Genomic DNA, 12,378 nt, shown 5'->3' with positions numbered 1-12,378 from the left:
CACATGCAGGCCGGCCTTCATCGGTCATCGATCCATCGTCGATGAACGCATGATGGCAGGTGCTGCGGCGGTGATCGGACATCGATGAAGGGGGCGATCCAGACGTCACCCCGATGTCATCAGCAATGCCGTCGTCGGCATTCGACAGTTCCGAAAGAGGTTCACCATGAAACGCACTTACCAAGGCTCCAAGACTCGTCGCGCCCGTACCCACGGCTTCCTGGTTCGCATGAAGAGCCGCGGCGGCCGCGCCGTCATCGCTGCTCGTCGCGCCAAGGGCCGCAAGCGCCTGGCCGTCTGAGCGTCCTCCTGACGATCTGACTTCCGCAAGCATCGTGATCGGCCGCATCGTGCGATCGGCCGATTTCGAGCGTGTGCTGGGCACGCCCAGCCGTGCACGCAGCGCGCACTTTGCCGTGCATCATGTGGTCGCGAGCCCGTCGCAGCCCAAGCGTCGCCTGCCCTCCGTGGCGGCTGACGCCCAAGCCGATTCAAAGGCGGACTTGTCCACAGGCGAGGCACCACTTCATCCGCAGGCTGTGGATGACGTGCGCGATCCCACCCACGCCGCGGCTTTGACCGCGGCGTTGTTCATGGTGGATGCTGCAATGGCTGAATCCGCTGAATCCGCTGAATCCGCTGAATCCGCTGAACCGACGGCCGTGGGCGCCACTGCGGCGCCTCTGCCCCCCGCTTGCGCGCGCACCGTTGCTCAGCCCCCCCACGACCTTCCCCCGCCTGCGCCCGACCGCGCCTGGCTGGGTTATGTCGTGCCCAAGCGTCACGCCAAGCGTGCCGTCACCCGGGGGCTGTTGAAGCGTCAGATTCGCGCCGTGTTCGGCGAGCTGCCGGACCTGCCGCCTGGCCTGTGGGTAGTGCGGCTGAGGATGCCTTTCGATCGCAAGCAGTTCCCCAGCGCGTCCTCGGACGCGCTGCGTGCGGCTGCCCGCGCCGAACTTCTGCAACTGACCCGCAAGCTGGCGCGAGCGCCAGCGGCGGCGGGCTGAGGCCCTCATGAGCAGCGATCGTCCCCGTCTGGCCACGCGGCTGCTGATGGGAATGGTGCGCGGCTATCAGCTGCTGTTCAGCGCGTGGCTGCGGGCAGACTGCCGCTACAGCCCAAGCTGCTCGAATTACGCCATGCAGGCGCTGCGCCAACATGGCGCGGCCGCCGGCACCTATCTGGCAGCCGCACGCATCCTGCGTTGCAATCCGTTCTGCCTGGGCGGGCATGATCCCGTGCCCGACAATCCGCCCCGCTTGTTCACCCGCCTCACCGGATGCCGGCCGGGTCGGGCCACCTCAACCGCCAAATCAAAAGCTTCCCCATGACTGATATACGCCGCACCATCTTGTGGGTGGTGTTCACCATGTCGCTGGTCCTTCTGTGGGACGGCTGGCAGCGGCACAACGGCCAAGCGTCGATGTTCCATCCCGCGCCTGCCCAGACCGCCGCCAGCGCCGCGTCTGCAGCGTCGGGCCCGTCCTCGGCCTTGCCCGTGGCCGGTTCCGCGTCTGCAGCGGGGGCCGCCTCGACGGCCGCTTCGGCGCCCGCCCCAGTGCAGAGCCAATTGGTGGACATCACGACCGACGTCGTCAAGGCCACCATCGACACCCGCGGCGGCAGCCTGGTGCGCGTCGAGCTGCTCAAGCATGCCGATGACACCCATCCCAGCGGCCATGTGGTGGTGCTCGATCCGATCCGCCAATACAGCGCCCGCTCGGGTCTGCTGAATGTCGCCGGCGCGCCGAACGACCAGACCGTGCTGACCCTGGTCGACGGTCCTCGTGAGCTCAAGGACGGCGCCGACACGCTGACCTTCCGTCTCGAAGGTGAACAAGGCGGCGTCAAGCTGGCCAAGACCTACACCTTCAAGCGCGGTGACTACGCCATCGGTGTGCAGCACGAGGTGACCAACACCGGCAGCGCCGCGGTCACGCCGCAGCTCTACCTGCAGCTGGTGCGCGACGGTCACATCGACCACACCGGTCCGTCCTTCGCCCCGGCCTCGTTCTCCGGTCCGGCGCTCTACACGGACAAGGCCAAGTACCACAAGCTGGCGTTCGACGACCTCAAGAAGGGCAAGGCCGAATACGAGAAGCTGGCCGACGACGGCTGGGTGGCGATGGTCCAGCATTACTTCGTCAGCGCCTGGCTGCGCACCGAAGCGGGTCCGCGCGAGTTCAACGTCAAGCCGCTCAACGAGAACCTTTACTCGGCCGGCATGGTGATGAACTTCGCCACGGTGGCACCGGGTGCCTCGGCGAAGCTGGACAACCAGCTGTACGTCGGGCCGCAGGAAGAGAAGAAGCTCGAAGTGCTGGCCCCGGGCCTGGAACTGGTGAAGGACTACGGCATCTTCAAGGTGCTGTCCAAGCCGCTGTTCTGGCTGCTGGACATGCTGCACTCGCTGCTGGGCAACTGGGGCTGGGCGATCATCATGCTGGTGGTCCTGCTGAAGGTCGCGTTCTACGGCCTCAATGCCAGCGCCTATCGCAGCATGGCGAAGATGAAGGCGGTGAACCCGCGCATCCAGCAGATGCGCGAGCGCTTCAAGGACAAGCCGCAGCAGATGCAGCAGGAGATGATGCGCATCTACAAGGAAGAGAAGATCAATCCGCTGGGCAGCTGCCTGCCGATCTTCCTGCAGATGCCGTTCTTCATCGCGCTGTACTGGGTGCTGCTGTCCAGCGTCGAGATGCGCGGCGCGCCGTGGGTGCTGTGGATCCATGACCTGTCCAAGCCCGACAGCCTGTTCGGCCACATCCTGAGCGCGCCGATCGGTCCGCTGCCGCTGCTGATGACCGCCTCCAGCCTGCTGCAGGTCTGGCTGAATCCGCAGCCCGCCGATCCGGTCCAGGCCAAGATGATGTGGTTCATGCCGCTGGCCTTCAGCGTGATGTTCTTCTTCTTCCCGTCCGGCCTGGTGCTGTACTGGCTGGTGAACAACATCCTGTCGATCGCCCAGCAGTGGATGATCAACCGCCAGGTTGGCGTGATGAAGTAAACCGGCTGGGGCGGGCCGCGATGCGTTCGCGGCCGTCCCCGGTGATTCTTCACACCGCTCGATGAGCCCCCGCATGCCGGGGGCTTTTTTTCGTCCCTGCATCGGCGCTTAATGAGCCCATGCGGGGATCGCTTTCCGGTGCTGTGGTGCCGGGAACCGGAGGCTCCCGACGACGGCGCATGCGAGCCGGCGTCGCGCCTACCCCGCGCCATTCATGTGCAGGCGGGCGGCCCATGTCGAACGAGGCTCGCCAGCCGCCAGCCGCCAGCCGCCAGCCGCCAGCCTGCCGGCGATGCTGGCCTCGCCACCGGAAGGGAGCGAGCCCTCACCCCACCGCCGCCTCGCGGCTGCGAGACAATCTGCGGATGCTGTCTCGTCACCAGGATCCCATCGCCGCCATTGCCACCGCACCCGGGCGCGGTGCCGTGGGCATCGTGCGTGTCTCTTCACCGCAAGACCTGACACCGTTGGTGGACGCCCTGTGTGGCCGCACGCTGAAGCCGCGCGAGGCCACCTACCTGCCCTTCCGAAGCGCGACCGGCGAGGCCATCGACCACGGCCTGGCGCTGCTCTTTCCGGCGCCGCATTCCTACACCGGCGAGCATGTGCTGGAGCTTCAGGCGCACGGCGGGCCGGTCGTCCTGCAATTGCTGCTGGCGCGATGTCTGGAGGCCGATCCCGCCCTTCGCCTGCGGCTGGCCGAGCCGGGTGAGTTCACGCGACGGGCCTTTCTCAACGGCAAGCTCGACCTCGCCCAGGCCGAGGCGGTGGCGGACCTGATCGATGCCAGCACCGAGGCCGCCGCACGCAGCGCCGGGCGTGCCCTGGCCGGTGCGCTCAGCGGCGAGGTGGGCCAATTGCGCGATGCGCTCATCCAGCTGCGCATGCTGGTGGAAGCGACGCTGGACTTCCCGGAAGAGGAGATCGATTTCCTGCAGGCCGCCGATGCCCTGGGCAAGCTGCGTCGCCTGATGGCGCGGTTGGACGGCCTGCTTGAGCGCAGTCGACAAGGCGCCATCCTGCGCGAGGGCATCAAGGTGGTGTTGGCCGGCCAACCGAACGTAGGTAAGAGCTCCCTGCTCAATGCCCTCGCGGGAGCGGAGCTGGCGATCGTCACGGCGATTCCCGGGACGACGCGCGACAAGCTCAGCCAGACCATCCAGATCGAAGGCGTGCCGCTGCACATCAGCGACACGGCTGGGCTGCGCGAGACCCAGGACGAGGTCGAGCGCATCGGCGTGGCCCGCAGCTGGGACGCGATTGCGGAGGCGGACGTGGTGCTTTTCTTGCATGACCTCACCCGCGTGGGTCATGCCGATTACGAGGCCGAAGATGCCGAGATCCGCGCCCGTCTGGTGGGCGTGGATCCTGCGCGCCTGCTGCAGATCTACAACAAGGCCGATGCACCGGCGACTTTGCCGGTCCTGCCGGACGGCGCGTTGACGCTCTCAGCCAAGACGGGCGCGGGCCTGGATGCGTTGCGCCAGCGCCTGCTGCAGCAGGTTGGCTGGCATGCGGTGCCGGAAGGTTTGTTCATTGCTCGCGAGCGCCATGTGCAGGCACTGCGCCGCACCCGTGAGCATGTCGATCTGGCGCTTCAGCAAGCGGCCGCGGCGCCGCCGGCGCTGGACCTCATGGCCGAGGAATTGCGGATGGCGCATGAGGCGCTGGGGGAGATCACCGGCGCCTTTACCGCCGACGATCTGCTGGGTGAGATCTTCAGCCGGTTCTGCATCGGAAAATGAAGCGGCCACTGGTCGTGTCCATCCTCGTGCCGGCTGCGCGCAGCGGTGATCCCAGTGCACGACGCGGGTCTGCAACGCCGCGGCGTTCGGCGTCATACATCATCGTGCATTGCTCGATGTCTCAGCGAAGGGGCGAGTGGCGCTATGGCAAGTTCTGACTCTGATCTCACGGAACCCGGTTCGCTTGGTCTCTTACGAACAGCCTCTGGCGAAAGGGGCAATGACATGGTGATCGGGATGGCAGGACAAGCATCTGCATTTGAGAACGACGTAGCGGTCTATCTTCAAGAATTGCCCAAGTTGCTCAGCCAAGACGAGGGCAAATTTGCGCTCATCGGTGAGGCGCAGCTTGTCAGCGTGCATGAGTCCGAGCAGCAGGCCCTGACCGATGGGTACGAGCGCTTTGGTCAGCACGGTTTCCTGGTGCAGCAGATATCAGGCCAGGACCTTGAGATGGCGATGCACTGGCATCAGGCATGCCCGTTCTGACCTTCTCCAAGTCGCAGCTCGGCCCCATCGTCGATGTCTTGATCGCCCCTGGCCGTGAGGCCGCTCAAAGGTTGCCTGCGACAGGTGGCACGGCGCCGCCACTCCCCCAGCCGATCAAGATGCTGGTCGATACCGGCGCGGAAACTTCAGCATTGGATGAAGCGCTGATTGAACCGTGGGGTATCCCGTACGTCCGTGCCGGATGGGCGCGAACCATGAATGGGACCAAACCCGTACGGATGTATGAGCTCGCCCTTTCCATCAGAGGCCAGGCAGGGCAGCCGAGCTGGAATGTGGACTCTCTGGTGGTCACGGCACGCCAAGAGCCATTTGTCGGAGCACCGTACGCCGGGCTGATTGGCAGGGATCTGTTGGACCGTGCGGTGTTTTTGTTTAACGGACCCGGCCACCAGTGCACCTTGGCGTTCTGAGCCGCAGCCGCAGCCGCCACCGCGGCGGCACGCCGCCGTCAACGCATCACGTGAATTCGGCACACGATGGCCACCGTGAACGGCGCTCAATGCCCGTCGAAATCCACCAGCGAAAACACCTTCAGCCCCGCCGCGCGCAATTTGGCTGAGCCGCCCAGCTCGGGCAGGTCCACGATCGCAGCGCCTTCGATCACCGTCGCCCCCAGACGCTCCAGCAAGCGCTTGCCGGCCATCATGGTGCCGCCGGTCGCGATCAGGTCGTCGATCAGCAGCACGCGGTCACCGGCCTTCACCGCGTCGGTGTGCATTTCCACTGTCGCGCTGCCGTATTCCAGCTCATAGGTTTCCTGCACCGTGGTGAATGGCAGCTTGCCCTGTTTCCGGATCGGTACGAACCCCACGTTCAGCTCATACGCCAGCACCGAGCCGATGATGAACCCGCGTGCGTCCAGCCCGGCGATGGCATCCGGCCGTGCGTCGAAATAGCGATGCACGAACTGGTCGATCAGCACGCGGAAGGCGCGGGGGTTGGCGAGCAGCGGCGTGATGTCGCGGAACTGCACCCCGGGCTCCGGCCAGTCCGCCACGGTGCGGATCTGCTGTCTGAGGAAGGGGATGGCGTCCAGGGCTTGGATGTCAGGGTTCATGGCGCGATTCTCGCGCGCCGGCCGCCGGTCGGTCAGGCGATCTGTTGACAGATCAGCCGGGCGCGGCCCGCCGCCTTGGCCTGATAGAGCGCCGCATCGGCCACCTCGATCAGCTTCTGGGGATCCTGGCCCGCCGTGGGCACGCAGGCCGCCACCCCGATGGACAGGCTCACCGAACGCCGCACCGGCGAGCCTTCATGCTCGATCGCGGCCAGTCGCACGCTGTCCAGGCACCGCTGGGCCACCACCTGCGCGCCCGCCAGGTCGGTGTCCACCAGCACGACCGCGAATTCCTCGCCGCCATATCGACAGACCGCCTCGCCGCCGCGTCCGACACAGCTGCGCAGCAACGTGGCGACGCGCCTCAGGCAGTCGTCGCCGGTGACATGGCCGTAGCGATCGTTGTATTGCTTGAAGTGGTCGATGTCGACCATCACCAGCGCCAGGTGCTGGCCGGTGCGGGTGCCACGTTGCCATTCCTGCAGCAGCAGCTGGTCGAACAGCCGCCGGTTGCCCACGCCAGTCAGGCCGTCGGTGGTGGACTGGCGCGCCAGCAGCTCATTGGCGCGCTTGAGCCGCTCTTCCTGCCGCTTGCGCTCGGTGAAGTCGCTGACGATGCAGACATACAGATGGATGGTGTCCGTGCGCACTTCCGCCACCGTCACCTGCAGCGCCAGCATGTCGCCGCTCCGATGGCGGGCTGAGAGCTCGCGCGGCGCGCCCAGCATGGTCTGCGGATCGACAGGATCGCCCGCCAGGCCGAACAGCATGCCGATGTGCACTCCCTGCAGCTCCGCCGCGCTGAATCCGAACAGCTGCTGACAGCTGGGATTGGCCTCCAGCACATGCCCGCCGGAATCCAGCGTCAGGATGCCGTTGCCGGCCGCCTCGATGGTGGCTTTGAGCTGTGCCCGGCTGGCCGCGAGCCGTTGCTGTTCATGGATGAGGTCGGTCACTTCCATGCGCACGCCGACGATGCCGCCCGACGGCGTGCGGGATTCGAAAATGCGCAGCCACATGTCGTCATGCACCCGCTGGAGCAGCGGCGCCGGCTGCTTGCCGCGCATGCGCTTGCGCTCTTCCAGCCAGTCGGTTTCCCGGCCGCGGGCCTCCGGCACCCCGCCGCGCGCCAGGGATTCCGCCACCAGCTCCTCGAAGGTGGACTTGCGCTGGAAGGCCCGCACCATGTGCGGATAGATCTCCACCAGCCGGCGGTTGAAGGCCACCAGGCGGTCTTGGTCGTCGAAGATCTCGACGCTGGCGGGCAGCGCGTCGATCGCTTCTTCCAGCGTGCGCTGGGCCCGTCGTGCCCGGGCGTGGGACCGTGCCAACGCCGACACCACCACCAGTGCCAGCACCACCGTCAGGGCCAGCGCCGCGATGCCCAGCCAGGTCATCCAGCCGCGCACCGCATGACCGCCGAAGCCGGTCGCGAGCACCGCCGCCTGCAGGCCGACGAGCAACGCGAAGGCCAGCAGCGGCCAAGTCCGGACTTCGGTCAATCGGTTCATCGGCGACGGTGGACGCAGGAAAAAGGTGACCGATCCTAGCCAGCCACACCCTCGTCGCGATACGCCCCGGAGGGGGGAGACTTGTTCCGGCGACACAACGTGGTGCGCCGTCATCATCCCCCCTTCGGAGCGGTTGCCTGCGTCCCTCCCGTCGGGCCCCGTGGCCCTTCCGTCGATCCCTGGTCGCCTCCCATGGCCGCCTGGCGCCTCACGGCGCCGGCGACGCGGGCGTCGGGCCGGCGGCGACTCAGCTGCCGCGGGTCACCGGCATGTCCACCGAGCCGGCCGGCAGCTTGAGATGTCGGGCCAGCTCCAGCTTGGCCAGCGAGTTGCGGTGCACTTCGTCCGGACCGTCGGCGAAGCGCAAGGTGCGCTGGCCCGCCCACATGTAGGCCAGCGGCGTGTCGTCGCACACGCCCATGCCGCCGTAGACCTGCATCGCCCAGTCGATGACCTTCAGCGCCATGTTGGGCGCGACGATCTTGATCATCGCGATCTCCGCCTTGGCGACCTTGTTGCCGACCGTGTCCATCATGTAGGCGGCCTTCAGCGTCAGCAGCCGGGCCTGCTCGATGCTGCAGCGGGCCTCGGCGATGCGCTCCTGCGTGACGGTCTGCTGCGCGAGCGTCTTGCCGAAGGCGGTGCGGGCGATCGCCCGTTGGCACATCAGCTCCAGCGCCCGTTCCGCTGCGCCGATGGAGCGCATGCAGTGGTGGATCCGGCCCGGGCCCAGGCGGCCCTGGGCGATCTCGAAGCCGCGGCCCTCGCCGAGCAGGATGTTCTCCACCGGCACGTGGACATCCTTCAGTTCGATCTCCATATGGCCATGCGGGGCGTCGTCATAGCCGAAGACGCTCAGGTGCCGCTTGACGGTCACGCCCGGCGTGTTGGCCGGCACCAGCACCATGGACTGCTGCTCATGCCGGCCCGCGTCCGGATTGGTCTTGCCCATCACGATGTAGAGCGCGCAGCGGGGATCTCCCGCGCCGGAGGACCACCATTTGGTGCCGTTGATGACGTAATCGTCGCCATCGCGCTCGATGCGGCATTGGATGTTGGTGGCATCCGAGGACGCCACCTCCGGCTCCGTCATCAGGAACGCCGAGCGGATCTCGCCGCGCAGCAGCGGCGCCAGCCAGCGGTCCTTGTGGTGTTCGGTGCCGTAGCGCTCCAGCGTCTCCATGTTGCCGGTATCCGGCGCGGAGCAGTTGAACACCTCCGAGGCCCAGTACACCCGGCCCATGATCTCCGCCAGGGGTGCGTACTCAAGGTTGGAAAGGCCTTCCGGCGCCCGCTCGGAGTGCGGCAGGAACAGGTTCCACAAGCCGGCGTCGCGGGCCTTGGGCTTGAGCTCCTCGATCACCTGGGTCGGAATCCACGGATTGCCGGCGCGACGGTTGGCCTCGATCTCCTGGTGATAGCGCTTCTCGTTGGGATAGATGTGGTCGTCGAAGAAAGCCAGCAGGCGTTCGCGCAGCTGGTCAACCTTGGGGCTGTAGTCGAAGTTCATGTGGGTCTCCCCGGTGAGCGAATCAATGAAGACGGTGGCTGCGTGTGGCGTTTGGCGTGTCGGATGCCGGATGCTGCAAGTCGGAGGCCGGACACCGCGCCTCAGCCGCGCTGGCTGCGGTAGCGGAGGTATTGGGCGAACAGGGCTTCCATGGTGGTGGACCGCTCGTCCGCATGAAGCGGCTGCAGGGCCGCGTAGTTGGCCACGCGCAGCAGCCAGTCCCCGGGCCCCTCGCCGACGTCCAGCACGTTGATGCAGGCGGGCGATTGCACCCAGCTGCCCAGCATCAGGCGCTGGCCGCCGCTGACCGCATGAGAGAGGATGGCCGCATTGACCACGCCATGCAGCACCAGCAAGGCGCAATCCCAGTCCGGATCTGCGCGCAGTCTGGCGATGCCACCCAGGACGCGGTCCAGCAGCTCGGCGATGCTTTCGCCGTTCAGGAAGCGCTGCGACTCTGCGACCGGACTGCGCTGCAAGCCGGTAAAGGCCTGGACCAGCTCATCCGGCGGGATCTCACCCAGACGCCCGCCGCGGATTTCCTGCCACTCCGGCCAGACCTGGGTGGAGAGAGCGGTCTGATCGGCATGGCGAAGCACCAGCTCGGCGGTTTGCACCGTGCGGGGCAAGCCGGAAACAATCACCCGATCGAACCGCACGCCGGCCGACCGGAACGCGTCGCCCGCCGCCCGTGCCTGGGTCACACCGTCCTCGTTCAGCGAGACCTGCTCGGGCAGCACCGGTCGACCGGTTGCGCCGTCGAAGTAGGTGACCGCGCCATGCCGCATCAGGTAGAGGCGACGTCGCTGCGGGCTGCGGGGCAAGGTGTCCAACATGGGCGGCAGTGTGGCGCAAGGCGGGACCTCGTTCTGTCGCGCAGGCGGCAGGCCTGACAATTCGCCCGCCGCGCCAAGGGCGCCCGGTCGATCCCCAGCCGGCGCCCTTGCCCGCCTCTCTGGCCTGCCTTCCATGTCTGACACCTTGGCGACATCTCCCGCTTCCAGCCGCACCGCTGACACGCCCCTGCGTGCCGACATCCAGATCCTGCGGGCGGTGGCCGTGCTGTGGGTGCTGGCCTACCACGCGCAACTGCCCGGCGCGACCGGCGGCTACCTGGGCGTGGACATCTTCTTCGTCGTCTCCGGCTTCCTGATCACCGGCCTGATCCAGCGCGCCTTGCTGCAGGACCGTTTCTCCTTTGCGGCCTTCTATGGACGACGTGCGCGCCGCCTGCTGCCTGCCGCCTATGGGGTGCTGGCCCTCACCCTGCTGGCCGCGCCATGGACGCTCAATCGATCCGAGCAACTGGACCTGGTCTCGCAGACCTGGGGCGCACTCGGCTTTGCGAACAACATCGTGTTGTGGCAGCAGACGGGCTACTTCCAAGGCGCCTCGGAACTCAAGCCGCTGCTGCACTTCTGGTCGCTGGCGCTGGAGGAGCAGTACTACCTGCTGCTGCCCGCACTGCTGGTGTTCACCCGTTCGTCGGCCCGGTGGGTCATGCTGGTGGCGCTGACCGTGGTCAGTGGGGCGCTGCTGCTGCTGTGGCAACCACAGGATGCCAGCGCCGCCTTCTACCTGCTGCCCACGCGCGCCTGGGAACTGGGTCTGGGATCGATCGGAGCCTTGCTGGCCGACCGCCTCGCCGGTCCCCGCGCCCAAGGCCTGCTTCGCGCGCTGGCGTGGCCGGCCTGGGCGCTCCTGCTCCTGGTGCCCGCCGCGCCGCAGGTGGTCGGTGCGGCGCATCCGGGACCGGCGGCGGCGATCGTCAACCTGGCCACCCTGGTGCTGCTGCTGCGCACATCGGCCTCGGTGCCGCGGTGGACGCAGCCCCTGGTGCGCATCGGCGATGCGTCCTATGCGCTCTACCTGGTGCATTGGCCCTTGCTGGCGATGCTGCACAACGCCTGGGTGGGTGTGGCGTCGGCGGGCAATCACCTGTGGGTGTGGCGACTGGGTGCGGTGGCGTTGGCGGGCGTGCTGGCCGCGGGGCTGCATGTGGGGGTGGAACGGCCGGCCAAGCATGCGCTCACCGGGCGCCGTGGCGCGGCCTGGCTGATCAGCGGCACCGTGCTGATCGCCCTCGGCGCGTGGGCGCTGAAGCTGTGGACGCCGGCCGCGGGTGCTGTCGATTTCGTCGAGCTGCGACGACCCAACTACGGGTTGTCCGCCAATTGCGACGCCGAGGGGCCTTTCGAAGGACGGGCCGATTGCCGCAGCGCCCGCACGCCGCGCTGGCTGATCTGGGGCGACTCCTACGCGATGCATCTGGTGCCCGGCCTGGTCGATGCCATCGGCTCGAACGGCCTGGTGCAGGCCACCAAATCGTCCTGCGGACCGTTTCCGGGCGTGACGCCGGTGCGGCCGGAACTCGGCGAAGGACACAGTTTCGCGCCGCCGTGGATCGCGCAATGTGCGGCCTTCAATGCCTCGGTGCTGAGCTGGCTGACGCGGCATCCCGAGATCGACACCGTCGTCCTGTCGAGCCTGCTGACCCAATATCTGGACGCGCCCAAGTACGAGTTGCAACGCACCGGCGAAGGCCAGCGCATCCGCGGCGGCGATGCCATGGCGGCGGCGGCGCTGAAGGACCTCCGCACCACCGTCCAACGCCTGACGGCCATGGGCAAACGCGTGGTGTTCATCGCGCCGCCGCCGTCCGCGCCGTTCGATATTGCGGCCTGCCTGGAGCGGGAACAAGCCGGGCGATGGACGCTCGGCGCCACGCCCGGCTGCGCGATCGAGGCCGATGAGGACCTGCACCGGCGCGCGGCCGAGCACCGTTTCGTGACCGAATTGTCCGAGCCGTCGACGACCGCCACCGTGCTGCGCTTCGAGCCGCAGCTGTGCCGCGGTGATCGCTGCGACGTGACCTGGGATGGCGTGCCGTTGTATCGCGATGCGGGACATCTCAGCCGCGAAGGCTCGCGGTTGTTGCTTCCGCCCCTGCTCCGGTCCGCCGGCTTGGCGGAACAGGTGCGCGATCGACGGTGATCGGGGGGCCGCTTCGCGGGAACGAGCGGCGGCGCTGCAGCCT

The 12,378-nt window shown here is 67.4% G+C and carries 12 protein-coding genes; 8 read left to right on the top strand and 4 right to left on the bottom strand.

Annotation, left to right across the window (positions count from 1 at the left end):
- Window positions 1-166: 166 nt before the first annotated feature.
- The 7 genes from rpmH (at window position 167) to N4261_RS25970 (ending at window position 5,673) form a co-directional block, all read left to right on the top strand.
- Window positions 167-301, top strand: coding sequence for a 50S ribosomal protein L34 (rpmH, locus tag N4261_RS26000; protein WP_261758153.1), 135 nt, complete (start codon window positions 167-169; stop codon window positions 299-301).
- A gap of 34 nt (window positions 302-335) precedes the next feature.
- A complete protein-coding gene (locus tag N4261_RS26260; protein ID WP_435531982.1) occupies window positions 336-1,007 on the top strand; it encodes a ribonuclease P protein component in 672 nt (223 codons plus the stop codon).
- A gap of 7 nt (window positions 1,008-1,014) precedes the next feature.
- Window positions 1,015-1,332 (top strand): membrane protein insertion efficiency factor YidD, encoded by a 318-nt coding sequence (gene yidD, locus N4261_RS25990; protein ID WP_261758152.1) that lies wholly within the window; start codon window positions 1,015-1,017, stop codon window positions 1,330-1,332.
- Window positions 1,329-3,008: a membrane protein insertase YidC gene (yidC, locus tag N4261_RS25985; protein WP_261758151.1), complete on the top strand. Its 1,680-nt coding sequence runs from the start codon at window positions 1,329-1,331 to the stop codon at window positions 3,006-3,008. Before yidD ends, yidC begins: the two co-directional genes overlap by 4 nt.
- 365 nt (window positions 3,009-3,373) lie before the next feature.
- Window positions 3,374-4,753, top strand: a complete 1,380-nt coding sequence (mnmE, locus tag N4261_RS25980; protein ID WP_261758150.1) for a tRNA uridine-5-carboxymethylaminomethyl(34) synthesis GTPase MnmE — start codon at window positions 3,374-3,376, stop codon at window positions 4,751-4,753.
- Window positions 4,754-4,978: 225 nt separating this feature from the next.
- Window positions 4,979-5,242 carry a hypothetical protein gene (locus tag N4261_RS25975; protein WP_261758149.1) on the top strand — a complete coding sequence of 88 codons (264 nt, stop codon included), beginning with the start codon at window positions 4,979-4,981 and terminating at the stop codon, window positions 5,240-5,242.
- Window positions 5,230-5,673 carry a retroviral-like aspartic protease family protein gene (locus tag N4261_RS25970; RefSeq protein WP_261758148.1) on the top strand — a complete coding sequence of 148 codons (444 nt, stop codon included), beginning with the start codon at window positions 5,230-5,232 and terminating at the stop codon, window positions 5,671-5,673. Before N4261_RS25975 ends, N4261_RS25970 begins: the two co-directional genes overlap by 13 nt.
- 86 nt (window positions 5,674-5,759) lie before the next feature.
- Here N4261_RS25970 and N4261_RS25965 read toward each other — a convergent pair whose 3' ends face one another.
- From N4261_RS25965 to N4261_RS25950, 4 genes are all read right to left on the bottom strand, one after another.
- Window positions 5,760-6,320 carry an adenine phosphoribosyltransferase gene (locus tag N4261_RS25965; protein WP_261758147.1) on the bottom strand — a complete coding sequence of 187 codons (561 nt, stop codon included), beginning with the start codon at window positions 6,318-6,320 and terminating at the stop codon, window positions 5,760-5,762.
- Window positions 6,321-6,352: 32 nt separating this feature from the next.
- Window positions 6,353-7,831 (bottom strand): sensor domain-containing diguanylate cyclase, encoded by a 1,479-nt coding sequence (locus tag N4261_RS25960; RefSeq protein WP_261758146.1) that lies wholly within the window; start codon window positions 7,829-7,831, stop codon window positions 6,353-6,355.
- A 247-nt stretch (window positions 7,832-8,078) separates the two neighbouring features.
- Window positions 8,079-9,341 carry an acyl-CoA dehydrogenase family protein gene (locus tag N4261_RS25955; protein ID WP_261758145.1) on the bottom strand — a complete coding sequence of 421 codons (1,263 nt, stop codon included), beginning with the start codon at window positions 9,339-9,341 and terminating at the stop codon, window positions 8,079-8,081.
- 101 nt (window positions 9,342-9,442) lie between these two features.
- Complete coding sequence (locus N4261_RS25950; protein ID WP_261758144.1) at window positions 9,443-10,177, bottom strand: histidine phosphatase family protein; 735 nt, start codon at window positions 10,175-10,177, stop codon at window positions 9,443-9,445.
- Window positions 10,178-10,310: 133 nt separating this feature from the next.
- Here N4261_RS25950 and N4261_RS25945 point away from each other — a divergent pair, with 133 nt between their 5' ends.
- Window positions 10,311-12,335, top strand: coding sequence for an acyltransferase family protein (locus N4261_RS25945; protein ID WP_261758143.1), 2,025 nt, complete (start codon window positions 10,311-10,313; stop codon window positions 12,333-12,335).
- The last annotated feature ends 43 nt before the right edge of the window (window positions 12,336-12,378 follow it).

The sequence above is a fragment of the Roseateles amylovorans genome (assembly GCF_025398155.2).
GTDB lineage: Bacteria > Pseudomonadota > Gammaproteobacteria > Burkholderiales > Burkholderiaceae_C > Roseateles > Roseateles amylovorans.
This window is presented reverse-complemented; position numbering and strand designations above follow the sequence as displayed.